The organism is Mucilaginibacter sp. UR6-1 (assembly GCF_020880975.1).
GTDB lineage: Bacteria > Bacteroidota > Bacteroidia > Sphingobacteriales > Sphingobacteriaceae > Mucilaginibacter.
Map to the genome: position 1 here is coordinate 14,103 of NZ_JAJIWP010000009.1, position 25,637 is coordinate 39,739.

16 protein-coding genes are annotated in these 25,637 nt (G+C 43.7%); 4 read left to right on the forward strand and 12 right to left on the reverse strand.

Annotation, left to right across the window (positions count from 1 at the left end; all coding sequences use genetic code 11):
- Positions 1-25 precede the first annotated feature (25 nt).
- From LJ707_RS20105 to LJ707_RS20140, 8 genes are all read right to left on the reverse strand, one after another.
- A complete protein-coding gene (locus tag LJ707_RS20105) occupies positions 26-1,237 on the reverse strand; it encodes an AraC family transcriptional regulator (protein WP_228954532.1) in 1,212 nt (403 codons plus the stop codon).
- A gap of 168 nt (positions 1,238-1,405) precedes the next feature.
- Positions 1,406-4,156: a pitrilysin family protein gene (locus LJ707_RS20110; RefSeq protein ID WP_228954533.1), complete on the reverse strand. Its 2,751-nt coding sequence runs from the start codon at positions 4,154-4,156 to the stop codon at positions 1,406-1,408.
- A gap of 49 nt (positions 4,157-4,205) precedes the next feature.
- The gene (locus tag LJ707_RS20115) at positions 4,206-6,494 is read right to left on the reverse strand and encodes a Gldg family protein (RefSeq protein ID WP_228954534.1); all 2,289 of its coding nucleotides are present in this window, start codon (positions 6,492-6,494) and stop codon (positions 4,206-4,208) included.
- Complete coding sequence (locus tag LJ707_RS20120) at positions 6,491-7,429, reverse strand: ABC transporter ATP-binding protein (protein ID WP_228954536.1); 939 nt, start codon at positions 7,427-7,429, stop codon at positions 6,491-6,493. The genes LJ707_RS20115 and LJ707_RS20120 overlap by 4 nt, the downstream gene beginning before the upstream one ends.
- A 37-nt stretch (positions 7,430-7,466) precedes the next feature.
- Positions 7,467-8,876: a RagB/SusD family nutrient uptake outer membrane protein gene (locus LJ707_RS20125; protein ID WP_228954538.1), complete on the reverse strand. Its 1,410-nt coding sequence runs from the start codon at positions 8,874-8,876 to the stop codon at positions 7,467-7,469.
- Between the two features lie 11 nt (positions 8,877-8,887).
- Positions 8,888-12,190, reverse strand: a complete 3,303-nt coding sequence (locus LJ707_RS20130; protein ID WP_228954540.1) for a SusC/RagA family TonB-linked outer membrane protein — start codon at positions 12,188-12,190, stop codon at positions 8,888-8,890.
- Between the two features lie 199 nt (positions 12,191-12,389).
- Positions 12,390-13,373: a FecR family protein gene (locus tag LJ707_RS20135; protein WP_228954542.1), complete on the reverse strand. Its 984-nt coding sequence runs from the start codon at positions 13,371-13,373 to the stop codon at positions 12,390-12,392.
- A gap of 115 nt (positions 13,374-13,488) precedes the next feature.
- A complete protein-coding gene (locus tag LJ707_RS20140; protein WP_228954544.1) occupies positions 13,489-14,049 on the reverse strand; it encodes an RNA polymerase sigma-70 factor in 561 nt (186 codons plus the stop codon).
- A gap of 325 nt (positions 14,050-14,374) precedes the next feature.
- On the opposite strand from LJ707_RS20140, the gene LJ707_RS20145 reads away from it, so the two are divergent.
- The 4 genes from LJ707_RS20145 to LJ707_RS20160 all read left to right on the forward strand — a co-directional run bounded on the left by LJ707_RS20145 (position 14,375) and on the right by LJ707_RS20160 (position 17,855).
- Positions 14,375-15,436 (forward strand): NAD(P)-dependent alcohol dehydrogenase, encoded by a 1,062-nt coding sequence (locus LJ707_RS20145; protein ID WP_228954546.1) that lies wholly within the window; start codon positions 14,375-14,377, stop codon positions 15,434-15,436.
- Between the two features lie 2 nt (positions 15,437-15,438).
- On the forward strand, positions 15,439-16,158 hold the full coding sequence (locus LJ707_RS20150) for an SDR family NAD(P)-dependent oxidoreductase (protein WP_228954548.1): 720 nt from the start codon (positions 15,439-15,441) through the stop codon (positions 16,156-16,158).
- A gap of 1 nt (position 16,159) precedes the next feature.
- Positions 16,160-16,555 (forward strand): cupin domain-containing protein, encoded by a 396-nt coding sequence (locus LJ707_RS20155; RefSeq protein ID WP_228954550.1) that lies wholly within the window; start codon positions 16,160-16,162, stop codon positions 16,553-16,555.
- Between the two features lie 193 nt (positions 16,556-16,748).
- The gene (locus LJ707_RS20160) at positions 16,749-17,855 is read left to right on the forward strand and encodes an endo-1,4-beta-xylanase (protein ID WP_228954552.1); all 1,107 of its coding nucleotides are present in this window, start codon (positions 16,749-16,751) and stop codon (positions 17,853-17,855) included.
- Position 17,856: 1 nt separating this feature from the next.
- Here the strand turns inward: LJ707_RS20160 and LJ707_RS20165 are convergent, their stop codons facing one another.
- The 4 genes from LJ707_RS20165 to LJ707_RS20180 form a co-directional block, all read right to left on the reverse strand.
- Positions 17,857-21,978, reverse strand: coding sequence for a hybrid sensor histidine kinase/response regulator transcription factor (locus tag LJ707_RS20165; RefSeq protein ID WP_228954554.1), 4,122 nt, complete (start codon positions 21,976-21,978; stop codon positions 17,857-17,859).
- 158 nt (positions 21,979-22,136) lie between these two features.
- Entirely contained in the window at positions 22,137-22,748 is a 612-nt protein-coding gene (locus LJ707_RS20170; RefSeq protein WP_228954557.1) for a hypothetical protein, read from the reverse strand.
- 27 nt (positions 22,749-22,775) lie between these two features.
- Complete coding sequence (locus tag LJ707_RS20175; protein ID WP_228954559.1) at positions 22,776-23,924, reverse strand: glycan-binding surface protein; 1,149 nt, start codon at positions 23,922-23,924, stop codon at positions 22,776-22,778.
- A gap of 27 nt (positions 23,925-23,951) precedes the next feature.
- Positions 23,952-25,637, reverse strand: a complete 1,686-nt coding sequence (locus LJ707_RS20180; protein ID WP_228954561.1) for a RagB/SusD family nutrient uptake outer membrane protein — start codon at positions 25,635-25,637, stop codon at positions 23,952-23,954.

Here is a 25,637-nt window from a genome sequence, read left to right on the forward strand (position 1 = left end):
GTTCCATTTTGTAAGGTGGCACCTATTACATGTTTATATTGATAGGTTGAAGAGCTATTTTCTGTTGTTTTAAATAAGCTGTTGGTGATAACCCTATCTTCTTTTTAAAATTTCTGTTAAAGGAGGTTTTAGAATTAAAGCCAACTTCATAAGCCATGGCTAATAATGTAAATTTTTGATTTTCAGGCTGTATCGAAATGAGCTTGAATTCTTCAATTCTGAGGTCGTTGATATAATCATAAAAGTTTTTATTTTCCATTGTATTGATCACCTGCGACAAAGTATTTGGATGAATGTTCAATTGCTCCGCAAGTTCATTCAAGCTCAGTTCGGGATCTTTAAATACTTTTTCCTGCTGCATTAAGCGCGTAACCTGCGAATGTATTTCTGACAAGAACTCCTGCCCTATTGCTGATTTTTGGTATTTTACATTTGCAATAAAAGGTATGTCTTTTATATCACCCGGTGTTGGTGCATCCAAATTGCCAACAGGCAAAGGTGTGACCTTATTGGTAAATATCCCAACTTGTTTAATGCCGAAATAGCCTATAAACAGAATAAACACATCAACCAAGCTAAAAGTAGAAATATCATTCCCTAACAGGATAGATACCCAGATCATGCACATCCCGAATATCAGATATCTTAACCAGTTTAGATTTATTTTTTCAATATGAGAAACCAGGTTTGAAATATTTTTGCGATGTTCTTGTATGATATAAAGCGACGTTAAGATATAAGCAATGCCAGAAGGTAAAATTGCAAAATGGACTATTTTTAATAAGCCCAGATAGCCAATGCCATTATTTTCATAAACATATATCTTTTGGGGTGTGGGTAACAAAAAAAACTTTGATAAAGCAATGTATACTATGATTGCAGGAATAAAGTGAAGAGAGCGATATAATTTACTGATCGTTTTTCCGGTTAACAAAGTTGTATATAAAAACAGTAAAGGGCCATGTAACAGGGGCATGGCAATCTCAAGTCCTAAAAAGTATGGATACTCCAAATATTTAGTTGATGCCAGTAAATAATAGCAAAATAAATGAACAGAGATCAAAAAAAGCCAAAATGCCAACACCATATCGGCACCGGATCTTCCTCGCTTTGTAAAAAGTAGCATTGAAAGAAAAAGAGCGATAACTACTCCACTGATATGTAACATGCCTATACTAAAGTGTGGGCTAAATATAAAAGAAACGGACGGATTTTGAATTTCAATGATATCGCCCAATTTTTGGGCACCCGCAAAGCAGTATTACCGTTTGTGGGGTACGGATAAACTTTGCGTAAATAACGAATGCAGTTCGAAAAGAACGATAGAATGGAGAAGAATAAAAAAAACCGGCAGCCTTCATACTGCCGGTTAAACTATCTGTTAACTGATCAGAACGAATGAAGTTTATTGATTTTTTTGGGTAAACAGCAACTCATTTTTCCGTGACAGAAATTTAGCTGCCATTAACCGGCTATTATTTGTATTAAGCTGATTAAGGTTACGCTTGTGATACAAAACATCAGGCGTTGGCTCACCATTCATTAACTGCTGTTGAATATACTGCTGCCAAAAAGAATTATCCTTTATGTCCAACTCATTCGAGCGGGTTTCCTCAGCAACAAACTTTTGCAATTCATCCGCCGTTACGCCTGACCGCGCCAGGCCATCTACTTCCTGCTGCGTTGCTGTAATCAGTTCTTCCATACGTGCCGGATCACATTGAAAAGCGATGGTAAACGCGTAGAAGTTAACAGGTTCTTTTACAGGGCTTACCATTACAGAGGGTGTATAGATACCGCCCTCTTTTTCTCTTAGCCTGCCCAATAGCCGGGATTCAAGCGCGGCCCGAAGCAGATCGAGATAAAGCAGGTTTTGTGTATCATAAGCAAAGTTGCCGCTTATCACAAATTGTACAGAAGCTTTGTTATCCTTGCCGCCTGTCAGGTTCTTCCTTATTTTCCCTTCAGGTACCCTGATCCTGAGATCGGGAGCCGGCGCAGGAACTTTATTTACCGGTAAACTTCCGATATAAGTGGTCACCAGCTTTTTCAATGAATCAGTATTCAAATTTCCTACAAAAATAAAGTTAAAGCCAGCCGGATTTGAAAAACGCTCCTTAAATGCAGCATGCAGTTTTGCGGAATCTATTCGATCAAAATCGGCCAGGGCCGTAGGTTTGCGCCGCGGGTGATAGCCTGATAACACGTACGTGATCGTATCTGTCAGGTCGCGGTCAGGGTCAGCGCCCCGGTTTCTGAAAGCAGCCTTTGATTGCCCGATGATCTGCGAGAAGAGCCCGGTATCTAACCTGGGCCTTGTCATGTACAGATTGGTAAGGGCGAGTGCCGTAGAAAGATCCTTTTTAGAGCTGATGCCACGAAACCCTTCATAACGATCATTGATGTATGGCCTTACCTGTAATGCTTTGCCGTTAAGTACCTGAGATAATTGGCTTCCGCTAAATCCATCAACCCCACTATTGACAATAAATGTGGTCGCGTTTTTTACCGAGTAGCTATCATCAAGGCTAAAAGCTGCTGAACCACCGCTGCGAAAAGCGGAGAATAAAACTTCATCGTTTTTAAAGTTGGTTGGTTTAACGTAAACAACAGCACCATTTGATAAAGTCCATCGTGATACGCCTGCACTGTCAGGGCCGGTTTCAGAAACAATCTTTCCGGGAGATGGTGTTTGGGCGATCAGGGTTGCAGCAACAGCCGATGATTCATACGGTTTAAGGCTCGCGACCGCAGCTTCGTTTTCCCAGGCCTGCAGTTCCTTCCGGTCTGGCAGATTCTTCAGACCCGACTCAGGGCCTATTACCAAAGTGGTACAGTCTTTAGCCGCAAACAACGTACGGAGCTTTTCATTGATCTCATTAATGGTAATGGATTTAACGGCACCTTTGGTTAGCAACTGTTGCTGGGCAACATCCGGATAACTATCACCTCTCACAAAATGATCCAGATAATCGTCTGCAAACTCCGATGAATTAATCTTGTCCTGCTCCGCCAATCTGTTATCAGTAGCCAGCAACACCTGGCTTTTTATCCGGTCAAGCTCGGTATTGGTAAAGCCAAACCGGCGAATACGCTCAGCTTCCAGTAAAAATGCCTTTACGCCCGAAGCTATGCGTTCAGGATTGAGCATCAATTGCAATTCAAGCGCATTCATGTTGGCCACCACAGCACGCATACCACCTGCCCCGCTGATGTAGGCCGGTTTTTCACGATCAGCGATCTCCCGGAAACGTGCGGACAGCAGCCTGCTTATCATACTTTGCACAAGCCGGTCTTTAAACTGCGTTTCTGTTGTAACAGGCTGACTAAGGAATTTATAATACCATTCAATTGTATAACGCCCGTACTCAGGATCGCCAAGCTTCACAAAGGTTGATGAGTCCTGCAATTTAACCTTATACTCAGGCCTTGCAACATATGCAGCAGGGCGGCGCAGATCGGCAAATAACAACTTAATTTCACGCTCAACCTTCTTCGGGTCAATATCGCCCGAAATAATGATGGCTTGCAGGTCGGGCCGATACCATCGTTTATAAAAATTACGCACAATGGTAACATCAGCATTCCTGATAACACTTTCTGTGCCGATGGGCATACGGTCTGCGTAACGGGAATAGCTGAACAATTGCCTGCGATACCTTTCCTGTAGCCTTTGATCAACCGTGTTTCTCATCCTTTTTTCTTCAAGGATCACGCCGCGTTCGCTGTTAAAATCCTGTTCGCTCAAAGTCGCGCCGTTTGCCCAATCGTGCATAATCAGCAAACCATTCTTCCACAATTGCTCATTATCGGTAGGCAGAGGTAGCTGGTAAACTGTTTCGTCAAAGGCAGTGTAAGCATTCAGATCGGCTCCAAAGCGTACTCCTGCACGTTCAAGATAACTGATCAGATCATTCTTGGGGAAATGCTTTGTACCGTTAAAATTCATATGCTCCAAAAAATGGGCAATCCCCCTTTCGTTCTCCTTTTCTAAAATGGCACCCGCTTTGGTAACCAGGTATATAGTTGCACGCCCCGCAGGTTGTTGATTATGTTTGATGTAGTAGCGGAAACCATTAGGCAAGCTGCCCTTAATTACGCCCGGGTCATTTTTAATCAACCTGTTTTGTGCCGGCAAGCATACCGGCGTTATCATAATTATACAACACGTTAATATGCTGATATATATTTTATACCTTTTCATGTTATCTTCTTTTTCTAAAAATAAGCAGGCCTGAAACAGCCAGTACGATCACTGCAGGCAACAGCCCTATCCAGCACCACCGAAGGATGGTTAGTTCTTTACTATCTGCCAGTATCAGGTTATCAGAGGTTTGGGGCCGCGAGGTATCTATCGGGAATTCCCCGTTACTGAACCAATTGAATGCCTCTGTAACAAAAGTAAAATTAACCGACCGCGGCGACTGGCGCATCACTTCGGCATTGCTCATGAAATCCGCATCACCGGCTACCAGTATACGTTGCTCACGATCATTTTTACGGCGTTTTAAGGCAAAGGCAACCGGGTATGACTTTTTCTGGTCATTCAGGCGTATATCCTTTATCTCAGTAGTTTTGTCCAATGCTACCTGGGCTATCTGCCAGGTATTGGCAGCTTGTGTAACCAATACCGGTTGGGTAGTAAAAGGAGTATTAGGCAAAACCGACAATGCCGCTGCCGTTGGTGTTGTCACAAACGGGCTGTCAAGCTTAGTAAAGTTGCTTTGCCCCAGCAGTGCTATCCAGTTTTTTAAAGCTACGCCGCTCATAACAAATGAGGGTTCAAAATTTTCGCTTTTTTGCACGAGTGAACCATCTTCAAGCTTTACATCAACCAGCTTCAGGATAGGGTTGGTTATACTTTGTGATCCGGGCTCCGCAGCGATCATGACATTCCCACCGGCATCTATAAAAGAGCGTAAATTTGATAGCTCCTCATCATTATATGCCCCTACCGGATCTGCAATAACCAAAACATTTATCTTTTCCTTTAAAGCCGGATCGGTTAAAGAAACGGCCTGCACATCGAAACCCTGATTGATCAGCGCATACCGGAATGATACCTCGTTGGTAGAAACTTTATAATCGCGATCTCCCAATCTTTCAATACTGCGTTCGCGGTGCCCCTGCACAAAACCTATCACCGGCGGTTTTACAACCAAGCGTTTCAACGCGGCAGTAATTTCTTTTTCAGAAGGCTGACGAAAAAGATCATCATATATTCTCAGGAAGGTTATCTTGTCCCTATATCTGATCGTTCTTACCGACCGGTACCTTTCCGGTTTCAGATCTATCAGCTTATTGATTTGCTCAGGCCGCAAAAACATATTGAAATCCAACTCATTGATCTTGGCAAGCTTGCGTGCGATCTGCTCGTGACTAAGACCTGGATTTTCTTTGTACAAACGCTCATTACCAGCATCCGCCCAATAATAAATATACTTTAGCCGCATATATGGCATAAACCTCGAATAAGGCTCAAACACCTTTTTATCCTGGTTTTGATACATCGGCAGCCCGAAATAACTATTCTCGTCAAGCAGATTCACATAGGTTGTAATTTCTACCGGCTCCGCAAACTTCGCTATTACAGCCTGGCTTGGCGGCGTTAGGGTACGCCTGTTATTTCCGGTCATATCCTTATAAACCGTAAACTGCGGCAACGAGCTGATGTAACCCAACAGCAGCATTACTGAAATTAAACAGGCATACTGTAAAATTTTAGTTCCGAGTGGTAATGTTCTGCGCTCAAACTGTAATTTAAGCAACGTTAGCCCAATAAATAAGGCAATTACAATACCAAAATACAGCACATCATTTGATCCGATCAACCCATTTATCGCTTCCTCAGTACGCCCTGATATGGAGAGAAAGTAAGTGATATCTCGTACAAAATCCACATCCTGCCAAAGGCCTCCTATAAAGTTTAATATAGCCAGCACAACCAGTGTGCTTATAGCCGCCACAACCTGGTACGAGGTTAAGCTTGACATAAAGAGCCCTATGGCCGAATAAGCGCAAACCAGCAGATATAAGCCGATGATTCCGGATATAATAAAAGTGAGATCAGTACTTTTTATTGTGAACAGAGATATCATCCCCAAGCCGAACAATACACCCATCAGCAAAAGGCTGTAAACTGCCATAGCCAGGTATTTGCCCAACACAATGTCCATAACACGGATGGGAGAAGAGTAAAGTAATTTGATGGAACCGCTGTGCGTTTCACGGCTGATAAGCCCCATCGTTAACAACGGTATATACAGGTAGAGATAATCCTTCATATTAGGATACAGGCTTCTGAAACCTGCAAATATGCGTTCAGTGATCCCGTCTACCGACTGCCCCATTTGCTGTGCCTGCTCAAGCCGCTCGAGCATTGACATATACTGCCAGCCGGACTGAACAATAAATACGATCAGTACGATCCATGCTACGGGTGAAAGAAAAAGCTGACTTAACTCGATCCTGGCGATTCTTAAAATATTTTTCATGCGGTAGTACTTGTGTTTTTTTGAGATAGTTGTGCAAAAATTTGGTCGAGAGAGCTTTTTTCAAAGGCGATCTCCTGCATCCGCCAGTGCTCTGCTACGCTCATGCTGATCAGCCGCTCGGTAAGTTCCTGCCCGTTTGTAAAGTGAATACGAAAGCGGTCATCGCTGATCACTTCTACACTGGTAACTCCCTCTACTTTTTCCAAAACCTCTATTGCCGGTGGGTGCTTTAAAGTAACAAGCAGGCTATCGGGCTCAATGTAATTATTGAAGGCCTGCATGCTATCCGCAAATACCATTCTTCCGTTTTCGATCATCTTAATATGGCTGCACGTGGCCTGAACTTCCGGAAGTATGTGTGAGGAAAAAATAACCGCCTTTTCTTCGCCTATTTCCTTTATCAATTTACGTACTTCAATTATCTGGTTAGGGTCAAGGCCGTTGGTCGGTTCATCCAGCACCACCAATTTTGGTTCGTGGATGATGGCTTGCGCTATACCTACCCGTTGGCGGTAACCGCCTGATAAATTTGATATCAGGCGGTTTGCGAAATGGCTGACACCGCATTTACTCATTGCCTTTTGTACTGATGATGCTACCTGCCGGGGAGCGATCAACCTCAGATTAGCACAATGTGTAAGGTATTCCTTTACGGTCAGATCAAGGTACAGCGGCGCATTTTGCGGAAGAAAGCCGATCAGTTTTTTAGCTGCTATCGGTTCGGTTTGCATGGAGTGCCCGCCAACCTCAACAATGCCTTCTGTTTGATTCAATACACCGCACATAATGTTCATGGTGGTGGATTTTCCGGCTCCGTTTGAACCCAGTAAACCAAGAACACCATGTTGGCTGATCTCGAAATTGATGTCCTTAATAGCCCACGAGGAGCCATACCGGTGCGATAGCCCGGCAATTTTTACAATATTGTCTGTCATTAGATAAATGATTAAAATTTTAGATTTGCCTTACTGCTTAGCGATAACCCGGGTTTTGTATAAGGTTTGGATTAGCATCAATAGCCGTTTGCGGTATAGGGAAAAGCTGTGCTGTTTCAGTCCATGTTTGTGGCTTCAGCGCGCCGATCACCTGGTTAACATTGCCATTTCTTTTGAGTGTAAACCAGCGGTCGCCCCGCTCACAAAATAACTCCACCCGGCGTTCCTGCTCCACCGCGTTCAGTAAGTTAACGGTTACCGGAAGCGCGGCCAGTCCGGCACGTGTTCGTAACACGTTCAAATCGGCCACTGCCTGACCAGCGTTTGATAAGCGGGCGTTAGCTTCAGCACGTACCAGGTAAACCTCGGCCAGCCTGATAACCATTACCGATTCCGTTCTGCCTGATGCAGTAGCCGCATCACGGTCTACATTTTGGTATTTAAACGGCTGGTTGGTTGTTACCCCATTTAAGGTATAGGTCCGCACCCAGGCATCCCGGCGCCTGTCATTGTTTTCAAAGGCGTTAAGCAAGCCATCTCTGATCGCGAAATTCATGGCAGAAGTGAAGGCGCTGGGTATAAAAATCGACCCTTCACCTGTGTAACCGGTATCTCCCATAAAAGCAGATCCAAGCTGCAATATACTCTCTCTGGAATTTGCCAGAAATACATCGCTTAATTGTGTACCCGGTAACAAACCATAAAGTGTAGTGTTGCTGATCACTTCGCTTGCATTACTTACCGCAAGCGCCCATTGACCTGTGGCCAGGTAAGCCTTTGCCAGTAAGGCAGCCGCGCCGCTCTTGTTTATCTGCATACGCTGAGCCGATCCGTTATTACTGACATAAGCATCGGCCAGTTCTTCTTTGGCCTCGGTCAGGTCAGTGATGATTTGTTGCCATACCTGGGCAGCCGGTGTTTTGGGCATGGTAGCCGTTTCCTGAACATTAGTGGTCAGGATCAGCGGCACGTCACCGTATAATGATACAAGAGACATCAAGATGTAAGCGCGCATCGCTTTTGCCTCACCCAGCATCTGTTGGGCAACAGCGGGTGTTACCCCGTTTGCACTGCTGAGCCCGGCGATAATGGCATTGAAACGATATAAACTGGTGTACGAATCTTCCCACGCATTACGGATCAGGCTGTTATTGATCGCATCGTAAGTATTGTTTTGTAATTGAACATACCTTACAGACGGAGAGCTTGTTTTGAGCTCATCCGCAGCCAGCCCGGTAATAAGTGTTAAATCAGAGCCATAAGTTTGCGTTCCGCCAAGCTGGCTGTAAGCGCCGGAAAGCGCCGCTTTTGCATTATCGTCACTGCCAAATACCACCCCGGAAGGGCGCTCATTAGTAGGTGCATCAATATCAAGCACTTTTTGGCAAGAGGTTAACGAAAGCAGTGTAACTATAATTAATATTTTAATGTTATTTGTTGATTTCATAAATACCGGAATTAAAAGGTAAACTGAATAACACCTACTATGGTGCGTAACGGAGGCACGCTTACGCCCTGTGATTCGGGGTCAAACCCAACGTAATTGGTAATGGTAAAAAGGTTTTGTGCCTGCACTTGTAACCGCAGGTTTTGAAGTTTGGCACGCTTTACCCAATCGCTTTTAAAATCATAGGATAAGCTCACGTTTTTAAAGCGAATAAACGAAGCATCCTGTAATATGGCATCAGAAGCGGTATAGTTGGAGTATGCGTCATAAGCATCATCAAACGTGCTGGTAACCTGTGGTTGTGATGGTTGCCCGGCGTTGATATATCCCAACATTGGCCCTGCTGCAGAATTGTACATAAAACCCGGAGGGTAAAATGATTGAGAGAGGATTGAACTCCCCCGTTGCTTCACGAACTGCACCAGGAAGTCGAGCGTTAAACCTTTGTAGCTGATAGTGTTCGAAACACCTCCATAATATTGGGGCCGTGAGGCACCTGCAAAGTAGCGGTCGCCGCGGCCTGTTTCAGCCAGGCCAAAGTTTATACTACCGTTTCCGTTAATATCCTCAAAATCAGGAAGCCCGGTTTGGCTATTAAATCCGGTGTAACGAAATACATAGAAACTGTTAAGCGGACGCCCGACAACATACCGGGAGTAATATGAAGTTCTTTCAATGTTAGCAAATGAAAGTAATTTGTTGCGGTTGATAGAAAGGTTGAAACCGGTAGTCCACTGAAAGGCCTTTGTTTTAAAGTTTTGCGTTGACAGGGTAAACTCCCAGCCTTTGTTTTCAACACGTGCAGGCATATTAGCCTGGTAGCTGCTGAATCCGGCTTGTATTGACAGCGGGAAGGCAACCAATTGATTACCGGTTACATTACGGTAAAATGCCGCAGCAACTGAGATCCTGTCTTTCAGGAAACCCAGGTCAATGGCAGCCTCTAACTTACGTGTTTGTTCCCAGCGGTAGTTATTATTGGCTATACGTGTGGGTACAAGTCCGGGTACACCATTGTAGTTATACGAGGTTGAGGCATAAGAGTCCAGGTATTGATAATCACCGATCTGGTCGCTGCCAAGTATACCATAGCTCCCCCTCAATTTACCAAAGCTCAGAAAAGAAAGGCCTTTGGTAAAGTTTTCTTCGCTGAATATCCAGGCGGCACCTACTGATCCGAAGTTACCGTAACGGTTATTGAGGCCAAATCTGGAAGATCCGTCACGTCTGAAATTCAGGTTGATAATATACTTCTTTTCCCAGTCGTAATTAATTCGGCCAAATAGTGATGCGTATTTATACTGGCTGGAACCGCTGCTTGTAGATACATTAGCCGCAGATGACAGATCCTCTAAAAAAGCATCAGATGCAAAATCACTGGCCAGTGTATAAAAGGGCTGTTTTGAATTTTGAAATTGCCATGTAGCACCTACCAGCGCGTTTAACTGCCCCTTGCTGATATTAGTGCTATAGGTAAGTTGTGGTTCTATAATGTAATTGTTGGTCAGGTTATAGGCAAACATACTTCTTGACGTATTCCATGGCACCCCCGGATCCATTGACGACATGGGTGTCAGCCGTTTCTGATCCATGTCCGAACGGCTATAACCCAGCGAGGTTTTGAACGTAATATTTTTAGGGAAATGATAGGTTAACGACATGTTGCTGATCAAATTACTTGCCTTGTTATCCTGTAATTCGTTCAACTGGCCCAATGGATTGGCCGGTATACCAAAACTCACGCCACTCCAGTACAACGAACCGTCCGGGTTGTATAGCGGATAGTTGGGCGGAAGATTGTAGGCGGCATTGGTTTGATCTAATACTGAAACATTGTTCCTGTCTGTACTATAAATCGTTGAGAGGTTAAACTCAAATTTGTTATCATCACTTTTATGCCCCAGGTTAAAATTAGCTGCACTTCTTACAAACCCCTGATCTCCTATAAAAACGTTACCTTCACGGTGATGGGTGCCGCTGAATCTGAAATTGGTTGAAGCATTACCGCCGCTAAGTGCAAGTGTAGCATCAGTCATCTCCGCTTTATTGCCGATCAGCAGTTTTTGAAAATCCGTATATGCGTTCTGATCCCACTGCGTTAGGTCAAAAGCCTGATCATCTGCCGGATCTATTCCTGAATTTTGATAACCACGGCGCCTGATGGCCAAGTATTCCGGCGTGCTGAGGGTTTGAACAAAGTGGGTAACTTGTGATACGCCATGCTTTACCAGTCCGTCAACCTGTGTACGTCCGGCCTTGCCTTTTTTGGTGGTGATCAGCACCACACCATTCGCGCCTCTTGAACCATAGATCGCGGTCGCGTCTGCGTCTTTCAGTACTGTAATGGTTTCAATATCTGCCGGATTGATGCTGTTTAAAGGGCTGGTTGCGCCATTCGCCGCATCAAGCGGTGTTCCGGCCTGGGCATTGATCGCATCGGCAAGGTAGGGCACGCCGTCAACAATAAATAAGGGATTATTGCGGCCAGCGATAGAATTCGTTCCGCGTATGGTAAACGTCATGGGGCTGCCGGGCAAACCGTTAGCCTGTTCTATATATACCCCTGCCACACGCCCCTGCAATGCCGCGGCAGGATTGGTTGCCGGTGTATTTGTAAGTTCTTTTGACGTAATTTCAACTTGTGAACCCGTACTGGTCCTTCTTGTAGAAGTACCATATCCAATAATCGTTACTTCGTCAAGCTTTCCCGGATCGGGTTCCATAGCAACTTTTAAATCCTGGTTCTGCAAGGCAGGGAGCTCTGCTTTTTTATAGCCTATATAGGTAAATATCAATGTTTGGCTACCACCGGGTATACCGATAGCAAATTGGCCCTTCGCGTCTGATTGCGCCGTATTGGTAGCGTTGCTCAGGCGTATTGAAACGCCTGGTAATGGTGATCCTGTTTCGTCAACAACTACCCCTATCTGCACAAAGCCGGCAACGTTGGCACCGGCGGCATTATTGGCAGCAGCCTGAGCATTGCCCGGAGGTATACTGCTTGGTCTGAGTATAATATACTGATCGTCAACCAACTGATAAGTAAGTTGCGCCTGCGCCAAAAGTCCGTTTAAAACAACCTGCAGAGATTGATCCTGGTAGCGCTGATTAATGATAAGTTTTCGGTTTATCAGGTTATCATTATAAACCACCCTTAACCCGGTGCGGGTTTCAACCAGTTTAAGCGCCTCTTCCAGGCCTATATTATTGAATGAAACGGTGATGGTTTTCGCCGGTATGGTTTGCCCCAAAGCCGCCTGCTGCGAGAGCAGCAAACAAATAAAACAAATTTGAAAAAGCCTTGTTAGCTTCATAATACGAAATTCTGGCGCTGATTGCAGCACATTATTTATGAATTTCAGCCAATGTCTGTACAAGACATAGAAAGTGCATGTCAAATATTTTTTATACATTTGATAGGTTTGATTTTTGAGTAAAAGAAATTGAAAAACCACTGAACGGAGGTGTTGCGAGCATCTCCGTTTTATTTTATAATTAGGAAAAATCAATTCATTAAAAACAGCCTCCCCCCGTTAATTTGATCTTGTTTCCGTGTATTTTGTAAGTAGCGTTGATTGACAGGCATAATATTTTCAGCGCTTTTTCCATCGGCAAACCCGTCAGATCAGCCGTTATGCTGCAAGCTTTATATTCGCCGGTGTAACCTTCAAATTCCATATCGAACTTGGCAGAGAACTGATGCATGATCGTTTCAAACGGAATTTTTTCAAAGTCCATATCATACGTTGTACCTTTTGTTAACAAAACCCGCTGCGCCTGCTTTTCTACTGCCGGTACTGTTTCCACTTTTCCAGCAGCCGCCTGAAAAACCTGGTTGGCGTTAATGTAAAACACGCCATCTTGTTTATCTGCCTTTTTTTGCACCACCTGCACGCGCCCGGTCAGCACGCTGATGTTGTAATCATCATCTTTAATACCGGTATTGATATTAAAGCTGGTACCCAATACGGTGGTAACAAAATTACCTGACCTGATCTTGAATGGCCAGTGCTCATGATGGGAAACCTCGAACAAGGCTTCGCCGTGAAGCTCAACCTGCCTGGTTAGTTTGTCAAATTTATCCGGAAAGGATAAGTTACTGTTACCTTTTAACCATACTATGCTGCTATCAGGCAATACTATACGTTTCACAGTCAGGTTTTGCGTATGGATTGATTGCAACGGCATATCATTCTTTTTAACATCGAGATACCGGTAAATGAGGAGTGATACACCACAAAAAACAAGCAAAACCGCAGCTACACGTAACCATGCCGGGATCATCCTTACGGTTTGGGCACTGCCTGCTCCTATACTGTTATGAATACGGCCAAGCAATTGCTGCCGATAGTCATCCTCCGTTATATCGTCAGCAAAATCTATTTCTTCGGGCAGGGCGGCAACATACCATGCGTCTAACTCCTTTCTTTCTTCAGGAGTCAGCGTGCCCTTACGCCATTTAAATACTAATACTTTTATTTTTTCCGGAACCGACATCTTTTAAAGAGGTTATTCGGAATGATAGCGCATATTTTTAACACCAATACTCATTCTCAAATAAAAAAAATATTATTCTCTGCGGTTTTAATCTATAGATTTAATAAATCCGTTATTAAAAGAGAAAAATAAAGGACTTTAAGCTGCCTTTTAAGATTTTCAGCGCTTTTCCGATTTGATTTTCAACCGTCCGGGTGGACAAATTCAGATTATCAGCTATTTCTTTCGCACTCATTCCCTCATTTCTGCTCATCCGGAAAATCAAACGACACTTTTCCGGCAATTTATTGATCTCTTGTTCTATCTGCACCTGTAATTCTTTGATCTCGACAGAGAAAAAACTTTCATCCAGGCTGAGGAATTCCATCAGGCTATTATCCTCAAGGGCAACTTCATTCCTCCTTATCTGGCTTTTGGCCACCTGTCGCAATATTTCATACTTTAGGGCGGCATAAATATAAGTGCGAAAAGTAAATTGCAAAACTAAGCGCTCCCTGCGCCTCCAAAGGTTAACAAACAGCTCCTGCAATACTTCCTCGGCATCTTCCCTGTTTTTTAAACGATCTGCAGCCTTGGCAAGCAATGGGTTCCAGTAACGATCATAAAGTTCATTAAAGGCAGGAAGGCTATGATCGCGAATGTGATCAATTAACTCTTCGTCCGTCTTACCTTTCATGTACGTCATTGTATTAGCAAAAAACTAATATAGTGAAACTTGAACAAAATATATAAACAGGTAACACACACAGAATTTATATTCAGGATACATTCTGGTAACACCTTGCTGATGAACATATTGATATTAAGTACGAGTTTAAACACGACGTAATTATTATCATAATCATATATAATTTAACCATACTTACCTATTGCTGCCTTAGATGCAGGTAATAAAAGCGACAGAAATAAATATGCCCGGGCCAAAGTTTTAAACAAACAGGCGCGCTATCGGTATGTTATTGATACGGCTACAATATAAAACAACGTAAAAACAACAAACTATGGAAACAACAAATATCAAAGCTTATGGTAACCAGTCTGCCGAGGCACCTTTAAAAAACCTGAATATTGACCGCCGGAAACCTACGCCCCATGATGTGGAGATAGAAATACTGTTTTGCGGGGTTTGCCATTCAGACCTGCACACGGCCCGCAGCGAATGGGGGCCAACAATATACCCCTGCGTTCCGGGCCACGAGATTGTGGGCAAAGTAAAAAGCGTGGGTACGCACGTGAGTAAATTTAAGGTAGGCGATACGGTTGGTATTGGCTGTATCGTTGATTCATGCCGCGAATGCCAGTATTGTAAAGATGATCTGGAACAATATTGTGAACCCGGAATGACCGGAACTTACAACTCGCCCGACAAAAACTTACCCGGCAACCCCACTTTTGGCGGCTATTCAGAGCGTATTGTAGTAGATGAAAACTATGTGCTGCGCATTCCGGATAACATGGATCTGGCATCGGCTGCCCCACTTTTGTGTGCCGGTATCACTACTTATTCGCCGCTGCATCACTGGCAGGTTGGCCCGGGCAAAAAGGTTGGTATAGTTGGCATAGGCGGCTTGGGCCATATGGGCATTAAAATAGCTAAAGCAATGGGTGCACATGTAGTAGCCTTTACCACCTCAGAAAGCAAATTTGCTGAAGCGAAGCGCTTGGGTGCTGACGAAGTTGTACTATCAAAAGATGAAGAACAAATGGCCGCTTACCGTGGCAAACTGCATTTCATACTGGATGCCGTATCAGCACAGCATGATGTGAACGCTTATTTGGCATTATTACGGGTGGATGGCTCACTGGCACTGGTTGGCGCTCCGGAGCATCCGCTGCCTATCTCAGCGTTCAGCGTTATTGTTGGCCGAAAAAGCTTTGCCGGTTCTGCCATCGGTGGTATAAAAGAAACCCAGGAGATGCTGGATTTTTGTGCTGAACACAACCTTGCTGCAGATATTGAGATGATCGATATCCAAAGCATCAATGAGGCTTACGAACGATTATTAAAAGGTGATGTAAAATATCGTTTCGTGATTGATATGAAATCGCTGAAAAGCAACTAAGCATGGCAAAAATATTTATCACCGGTTCTGCTGATGGTTTAGGGCAACTAACGGCCGTGGCTTTGATAGAACAAGGGCATGAAGTGGTACTGCATGCGCGCGATGAAGCGCGCGTGCAGGAGGCTTTGCGTAATGCTCCCGGCGCAAAAGCCGCTTTGGCCGCTGATCTGGCTGATCCCTCTGCTGTTAAACAACTGGCAGAAAAGATTAACCAACTTGGGACATTTGATGCAGTGATACATAATGCGGGTGTATACAAAGCACCTGCCGCTCAACTATTCGCGGTCAATACCATCGCTCCTTACTTGTTAACCTGCTTAATAGAGAAACCTAAACGGCTGATTTACCTGAGTTCGGGCATGCATTTGGGCGGCAAACCCAGGCTGGAAGCATTTGCGCATGATGTAAACAGCATCACTTATTCAGACACCAAGCTGCACATGCTATTATTGGCCAAGGCCGTAGCGCGTATGTGGCCCGATATATTATCAAATGCCATTGATCCAGGTTGGGTGCCCACCAAAATGGGCGGTTCCGGCGCGCCTGATAGCCTGCAAAAGGGCTATGAAACACAAGTGTGGCTGGTTAATAACAATGAGTTTTCCGGCAGTTATTTGCATCATAAAAAAGACAGCAGCTATAATCATGTTGCTGATGACCATGCGTTACAGGATCGCTTTTTGGCGGCTTGTGAACAGTTTACCGGAATAAAATTAAATTGATATGGAAATTACAAGAATAGCAACAAAACCATCTGTAAAAGGCCCGGGTGATTGGTTCACCGGTGCTGTAAGGATCGACCCTCTTTTTGATGCGAATGAAGCACGCCGCGCTGCCGCGGCCACGGTTACGTTTGAACCTGGTGCCCGCACCGCCTGGCACACGCATCCGCTGGGGCAAACAATTATTATTACCACCGGCCTGGGCTGGGTGCAGCGTGAAGGTGGCCCGGTTGAAGAAGTCCGGCCCGGCGATGTGGTATGGTTTGAACCCAATGAAAAGCACTGGCACGGCGCTTCAGCCACTAATGGTATGAGCCATATAGCTATACAGGAAAATTTAGATGGAAAAGTGGTTGACTGGCTGGAACATGTTACTGATGAAGACTACAAACATTGATATTAAAAAGGTGCCGTAAATACGGTGCCTTTTAACTTATAGCATCTTTTTTCTCCTGCCGTTTATAACCTTTATGATGCCTGTATCAGCTTGTACCTTACCTATTGTACCGAACAGAAACTTTGTGATATACAATGATTTATTTACTTATTTTTAAAGAAGGAATTTGCCCAAAATGTTAAAGCCATACTTTATGTTAATACAATCACATATAAAAGTATTAAAGTTGTTTTATGCAGTATTATTTATTACTGCTATAAATACAGGTGGCTACAGCCAGCAAATTACCAAACAACCAGGGCTGAAAGACTATTATGCAAATTACTTTCCAATTGGTGTTGCCGTGTCGCCGCAGGCGCTTAAAAGCCCGGAGCAAGCCAATTTAATTATAAAGCATTTCAACAGCATAACTCCTGAAAATGCTATGAAGATGGGGCCTATACACCCGGTTGAAGACAGGTTTTACTGGAACGATGCTGATATGATCGTTTCATTTGCGCAAAGCAATGGCTTAAAAATAAGGGGGCATGCCCTTTGCTGGCATGAGCAAACACCATCCTGGTTATTTATTGGCGTAGATGGTAAGCAGGTATCAAAAACCGTATTGCTACAAAGGCTGAAAACGCATATTGACTCGGTTGTGGGGCGCTACAAAGGCAAAGTTTATGCCTGGGATGTGGTTAATGAAGCTATTGATGACGACAGTACAAAATTCTTACGCAACTCATTATGGTACCAGATATGCGGTGAAGATTTTATTGTTAAAGCGTTTGAATATGCTCACGCCGCCGACCCAAACGCGGTGCTCTTTTATAACGATTATAATACCGAACGTAGCGAAAAACGCGAAAGGGTGTATCAGTTACTAAAAAAACTATTGGCTAAAAAAGTACCTGTACATGCTGTAGGTTTACAGGCCCACTGGTCGGTATTTGAGCCATCTCAAAAAGAGCTGTCGGCTACAATTGAAAAATTTGCATCGCTGGGTATAAGGATGCAAATTACTGAGCTGGATGTTTCTGTTTATCCCTGGGAGAAACAAAACCGTGCATTAAGGCCTGGCGAATCGGACGTATTTACGGACGATATGGCCGACAAGCAGGCCCGTCAATACAAAATGATTTTTGATCAATTCAGGCAGTATAAAAATGTAATAACAGGAGTAACGTTTTGGAACATTTCTGACCGGCACACCTGGCTTGATAATTACCCGGTTAAAGGGCGTAAAAATTATCCTTTATTGTTTGACACACAATTGCAGCCAAAAAAAGCGTTTTGGGAGGTTGTAAATTTCAAATAACTCATACCTCCCGGTGTTGAGTTTCCTTTCTGTGCTGATGTATATAATCAGAGGGCAGCATGTCATACTCGGCTTTAAATGTTTTGGCAAAATAATGCGGGGTATTAAAGCCAACCTGGTACGATATCTCTGAAACGGTGAGCTGGCTTTTGGCCAACATGCCGGCGGCTTTTCGCAACCGTATCGAGCGTATAAAATCAACAGGCGTTTTGCCGGTGAGCAGCAACATTTTTTTGTAAAGCGAAACGCGGCTCATACACATATGCCTGCTAAGTTCCTCAACACTCAGGTTGGCGTTTTGCAAGTTGGTTTCGATGTATTGTAAGGCTGTGTCCATAAATTTCTGATCGGCCGAAGGTATAGCTGTTTCATGCAGTTGCACATCAACTTTTTTACTCTGGCTATTTTTAATAACCATTTGCAGCGCCAGTAAATTTTTAATTTTTGATTGTAACACATCAAAGTTCAGCGGCTTTACCAGGTAGTCGTTAGCGCCGGTATTAAGGCCTTGCAACAGCGTTTCTTCATTTGGCATAGCGGTTAATAATATAACAGGGATGTGTGAGGTACGGCTGTCAGCTTTTATTTTGCTTGAAAGCTGCAGTCCGTCCATTTCAGCCATGCTAATATCGCTTACAATCAAATCGGGATGAAATGCCAGCGCTTTTTGCCAGCCCTCTTTGCCATTTACCGCTTCAAGTATGGTATAATGTTCGGCCAGGTTATCCTTCAGGTAAAACCTGAAATCATCATTATCTTCTACCAGCAAAACTTTCGCCTTTTTATTTAAATCTTGCGCTGTTGCTTTGGCCTTATTTTCTGCCCGGGCGTTACCGGCAACTTGAGCCTCTTTAACAGGCAATGGCAACTCTACTGTAAAGCAGCTTCCGCCGTTGGCCACATGTTCAACATTAATAACGCCATTGTGCATTTTAACAAACTCCTTGGCTATTGAAAGCCCGATGCCGTTGCCCTGATTTATCATTGATGCCGGTGCATCATTCTGAAAAAAGCGTTCAAATATTTTATCCACCTTATCTGCCGGGATACCTATGCCGGTATCAATCACACTTATTTTAAGTGTACAATAACCTGTATTTTCAGCATGCATTTTACTGCTAATAAACACGCTGACATTTCCTCCCGCAGGGGTAAATTTAAATGCGTTTGATAATAGGTTTAACAATACGCGTTCAACCTTGTCGTGGTCAAAAATGGTGTCGAGTTTAACGGTATCCGTATCAAACGCAAATTGTATATTGCTTTGCTCGGCTATGTCTGTAAATGAGTACGAGATGCCCTTTATAAAGGCTATAATATTGCCCTCTTTAAGGTTAAGCTTTAATTCGCGGGTTTCCAGCTTACGCAGATCTAACAACTGGTTTACCAGGTTAAGTAAGCGATAGGCGTTTTTTTTGATAATGCCTAAATCTTTTCCCTGCTCGCTGAGCGCCGGATCTTTAAGCAGTTTATCAACAGGCGCCATAATTAACGATATGGGCGTTTTAAATTCATGACTTACATTGGTAAGGAATTTTATTTTCATCGAGTCGAGCTCGCGCTGCCTGGCCACTTCTTTTCTTTCCTGCTCAAGCGCAAATTGGGCCTTCAATTTTTTGATGCCCCGATAGCGTATATAAAAAAGTATAGCCAATGCTAAAATTAAATAGCATATGTAAGCCGCTGTGCTTCGCCAAAAGGGTGGCAAAATCGTTATTTTCAAAGAAATGGTTTGCGCCTTCCACGAGTTGTCAATCGCTTCGGCACGGGCAATAAAAGTATAATCGCCGGGGCTTAAATTGGTGTAGGTTGCTTTGCGTACTTTATTATCAGCTAAGATCCAATCATCGTCAAAACCTTGCATTTTGTAGCTGTACCTTACATTTTCGGGATTCAAAAAATTGAGCGCGGCAAAATCAACCGAAAAAAAATCAGCGTCATAATCAAGTGTAAGCGTTTTAGTATCAGCAATAAGTTTTGACAGAATCACATCACCGTTTACCTTTTCGCCGGGTTTTATGCTGGTATTGAATAATTGAAAATCAGTAAAAACAAAGCGGGGCGTTGTTTTATCGAGTTTAATACTTGAAGGGTTAAATAAATTGAAGCCGTTACCACCGCCAAACAGCAATTCACCTTTACGGGTAATTAATGATGCATCATCGTTGAACTGTCTGCCCTGTAAGCCATCTCTCTCATTAAAATTAATAAATTTTAACCGCTGCTCACCATTAACTGCTATAGGTTTGGCTTGCGATAGCCCGTTCGCGGTACCCATCCAAAGGTTGCCCTCCGCATCTTCCTCTAACGATACGATGTTGTTATCCGGCAATCCATCCTGTTTGCTATAGAGTTTTAGCTGTTTGGTTTTAGGGTTTAAAATGTTCAGCCCCTCACGTGTGCCTATGCAAATATTGCCGTTACGGCTTTCCAGCAATGAGTAAACATTGTTATAAACCAAGCTGTTGGGGTCGCCGTTAATGTGTTTATAATGAGCTATTTTGCCATTTGGTGCAATTACGTCGATCCCGTCTGAGGTGCCTACCCAGATATTGTTTTTACTATCCTCAATGATACTGAAAATGTAATCGGAGTGGATAGAATTTGGTTTAAAAGCACGGTAAAAGGTAAATTTCTTCCTATCGGGCCCAAGCACATTTAATCCGCCGGATAGTGTGCCTATCCAAAGCCGGTGCAGGTGATCTTCCTTAATTTCGTACACCCTATCGTCAGACAGGCTATATGGGTCAGTTTCGTTGTGCCTGTAATGCGTAAACGTCTTTCCATCAAAACAGTCAAGTCCCCCAAAATAGGTACCTATCCACAGTTTTTGTTCATGATCAACGGCAAGGCTAACTATTACATTGTTACTTAAACTGTTGGAGTTGGTTTTGCTGTTGATGTACCTGGTGAATTTCTCGGCTTTTCTGTCGTAGTAAATTAGCCCGCCGCCGTTGGTACCTATCCATAAATTGCCTTTTGCATCTTCGGCGAAAGCGTTAACATCGTCATAACCAATAGTGTTTGGCTGCAGGGGGTTATGCCGGTATAAAGGGAATTTTATTACGTTTTGATTGTAGTAGTTAAACCCTTTTTTGTAGGTGCCTACCCAAATAGTACCCAGATCATCTTTATATAATTCGGTTAAGCTGTTTTGGCTCAGGCTTTTGCTGTCGTTTTCCTTCTTTACAAGATAGCTGATTGTAAAGCCATTTTTATCGATCAGGTTTACCCCACCCGGATCGGTTGACAGCCATATTTTTCCGTTGTTATCCTGTATAATGCTGTTTACCAGGTTAGCATTAAGGCTTTGTCCGGGCGCATCTCTATAAAAATGCTTTATGGTTCCGTTTGCCGGATTAAGGTAAAATGCGCCGATAGGGCCTGAATAAAGCCAAATATCATCCTGGGCATCAACAAAAATTCGGTATAGCTGGTATGATTTACGTTCAAGGCTGTTCGCTATAGCGGTTGATCGGTATGTTACCTTATTAACACGCGTATCAAACTTGTCAATTACGCCATCTTTATACACTATCCATACGTTGCCTTTTGAATCAAGGTGCATATCGGCCACGTTGATAGAATACAGCGAGCCTGATTTGCCTTTTACATTAGGATAGCTCCGGGTTTTGCGCGTTACCGGATTATAAATAAAAAGCCCTTCAACAGCGTGCAAAAAATAGTAATTACCGTTTTTGCCCTTCAGTATTTTCATCACCCGGTAGTCGGGCACGCCATAAGGATTTAAATAAGCACCAACATCTTCGCTGAAACTTTCGGTAGATTGATCATATATGCTATAACCCGATTGTGTTTTTATCCAGAATTTATCGCCTGGCGCATCAAAAATACTGATGATAAAATTATCACTCAGAGATTTAGGGTTAGCGGCATCGTGCTGGTATAATTTAAAGGTATTGCCATCATAACGGTTAAGGCCATTTTGGGTGCCTATCCATAAAAAACCGCGGCTATCTTTTATAAATGCCGTTACATTATTATGCGATAACCCGGTGTTGACATTAATATGTGAAAAAGCATATTTATCATTCTGGCCAAAAGCATTTTGCCAAAATAACAGTAACGCAAACACATATCGCATAAATAAAGGCTTCGTCATAATCAGGTTATCAAATCTATTAAATAGATATCATAATCCGCATTATAATGCCTGTCATCATATCATTATAAATAAAACACTCCTGCAGTCAGGTTAACGCTGCAGGAGTGTTGGGTTACTAAAGCACGTTGAATATAATGCCCTTAACCATATAATTATCAGGGAGTGATAACCAACTCGTTCTCTGATTCAATTACGAGCGGTTTGGTACCCCCGGTATAAAACACAACCGTGCCGGTAGCGGCCTCAGCCGGCACCTTAACTACTATTTGCGTTAACGATTTGCTCACAAAGTCCTCAACCAATATATCCGGAGAAAATTGTACGCTTGTTACCCAGTTCACAAAATCGCCGGTAATGGTTATGTTATCCCCGGCACGTGCTGTAGCAGGTACCGATGTTATGGTTACCGGTACTTCAAACTGTATCTCCGTTTTTGAGGTAACGTCGCCGTCAGCGCTTTTAAGGGTTACTAATCCTTTTTCGGTTTCCTGCGGCACGGTTATCACAATCAATTCGTCAGACTGTTCAACAAAAGCCGAGCTTGATACGGTTGCGCCCGGCAGGTCAATTTCGGTAACCTTTTTCAGGTTGTTGCCAATAAAGCGTATCTGCTCGCCGTGCTTAACACCTGCAGGGCCAAAGCTTAACAGTTCTACCTTACCGGAATTAACTTCGTTATCTGTGTTTTTGCATGACATGGCCATGGTAATTACCAGCATAAAGCCGGTAATTACGGTAAATAATGGTTTATGATATGTTAGTTTCATATTATTTCAGGTTGAGTATGAATAGCGTTAGTCTTTATTAACTTTAGGAACTACCCTGAAGTTGTCAAATGATATGTCAGCATCTAACTCTCCCGGACCAAGGAGAAGTATACGCGTGTAATAGCCATTCGGCCTTACAGTCAGCGGTGAGGCGAAACTATCCGCATATTCATCAAACGGAATAGTAATGGTTTGCCATTTGCCTTTTGTATCTATCGGCGGGTTCCATAAATAAGCGTCGTTATTAAAGTCAGACAAACCGAAATTAAACCGGATCATGTTGTTGTTATATGGCTTAACGGTGTTTACTTCAAATTTCAGGTTGTAATCTTCGGGCTTTAAAATGGCAGCATCCGGAATATTCTTACTGATAGGCCCCATGGCATCAGGTGGGCCGCCTGCAACTTCTGTCCAGCCCCAGGCACCAATTACACGTTTTACACGAATGTAATTGCCGTTGATAGCGATCGGATCGTCAGGCCCCGGAGAACTCACTACGAACGACGCGTTCCACCAGCCTGTAAAAGGGTCGCTGCTCAGAATGATGTTACGGTTGTCCCTGAAAAACAAGTCTGATTTGGTTTCACCAAAATTGGTTTTAACCGTGATAGGGCCGGGCTGCGCGCCAGCCGGAACCCGTACTTTGATTACCGCGTCGGTAATTGATTCAATTTCAGCCTCGGCGCCACCTGTAAAGGTTACGGTTAACGGCTGGTAAAAATAGTTGCCATTAATAGTGGCTATTTCACCGGCAGGTACATACTCACAATCCATATATGATATTTGCGGCTCGGCTATGCTAACAGTAAAATCATGCTCAAGTGTTTTTCCGTCCGAAAAAACAATTTTTATCTTATTAGTAATATCTACCGGAATTTCACTGGGTACGCTTACCAGTATTGAGGTGCTGGTTACATAAGTGGTAGTTACAATAGCTTTCCTGTCATTAAACCATATTTCGCGGGCGTTTTGCAGGTTTGTACCAACTATTGCAATAAGATTACCCTGCCCTGCGGATACCAACAACGAATCGGATGAATTCGGGTCAGTTATCCTGATGTAACTTATGGTTGGTGTACCGCCATCGTTATTATCATTTTTTGAACATGACGAATAAATACTTACTGTAAGTGCTGCCACAATAAGTAATATGAGTGCTTTGAATATCTTTTTCATCTTTACTTTATTTAAATAAACAGATGTTTATTGTGCATAATAGTCAACCGCCGGTTTTTTCAGGTTGGGCGCCTGGTCCAACTCCGGTGTAGGTATAGGCAATAAAAAGTTACCGCTATTGGCGTTGATAACGCGGTCGGTAGTAGCCCATGGCGTTTTGGTCAGCGTCCATTGTGTTGGGTTCGGGAACTGGTTAGGAGCAGTAAAGAACAAGCCTCTATCCTGCGAGTTAAGTATGCTGTACGCCTTTTGCGCATTGTAATAATGCATGCTCACCAGATCATACCAGGCCATGCCCTCCATCGCGAATTCAAGTACGCGCTCTTTAAATATCACATCCAGCGTAAGCGGGTCCTCAAAGGCAGGCAATCCTGATCGTGTATGTACTTTGTTAAAGTAGTCAACAGCCACCGCATCCGTAGTTGATGCACTGTTACCCAGCTCAGCTTCGGCATATATTAAATACATTTCGGCCAGGCGCATCATGTAAGTATCGTGCCCGTAGTATTGTTGCGCGGCTAAGCCGCCATTATCCTTGGCTTTGCCGGTTACATACTTTTTGATGGCTAAAAAGTTATTGTCGCTACCAGTAAAAGGATATATGAGCCTTTGCTCACCGCCGGGTATTGATTGGGTAATTTCAGGATACGAAGCGCCGGGCAGCATAAAGGTAGCTTTTAAACGCTGGTCGAGCGTACGGCCTTTAAGTTCATTGTCGGCCGCGTTAACCGTAAAGCCGTCATACTGTTTCATCATCCACCAGGTGGCGCTTTTATCGCCGCCCCAGCCATCGCCGTTGGCAATGTCGCCGCTGTAAGCAAGGTAAGCCGGGGTTGAGTTTTGCGTACCCCACGCACCCGGTGAGTACACCCACTGTAATGAGAATATTGATTCGGTATTATTATCGTAAGGAAACAGGAAAAGGCTGGCATAGTTTTGCAGTAACGTGTAACCGCCTTGCTTTATCACCCTATCGGCAAAGTATTTGGCGCTGTCAAGATCCGTTTGGTTGCGTTGGCCTGATCCGGCGCTCCCAACGCCTGATCTGTTAAGATAAAAGCGGGCAAGCATGGCTTCGGCAGCCCATTTGGTTACCCTGCCCGGACGTATGGGTGTTTCTGTTAACCCATTGGCGGCGGCACGCATGTCGTTAATAATAAATTTCCACACGCTGGGCACCGTGTTTTTACGAAGGCTGGTATCTAACAACAGTTTTGTGTTGTTTTCAATAACAGGCACCTCGCCCCAGTTCATCACCAAAAAGCGATAAGCCAGTGCACGCATAAAACGTGTTTCGGCTATAGCTTGATTTTTTACTGTGGCTGATACACCATCACCCGCATAGGTTTCAATGTTTTGCCTGGTTAGGTTTGATTGGGCAACAACAATAAAAAATGCGCGCCAGGCTGCCGAGTTTTCCAAATTATCGCCGGTGGTGTTAAACAATACGTTACCCCTGTCGTTATAAGCTGAAAAAGCCGTTCCGGCCCTAAAGTCGCCCAGGTTGTATGATGCCTTGTCATTATAATCAAACCAAACTTTACTATATAGTAAACCTGTGCCTGCCAGTACCTGGTCGTCCGTTTTATAAAAACTGGCATCAACTATAGCATCAGTAGGCAATTTTTCTAAAAAGGCCTTTTTACATGCCGAGAGCATGATCACGGGGAACAAACACAAGCCCCAAAAAATCTTATTATTTGTGATTTTCAT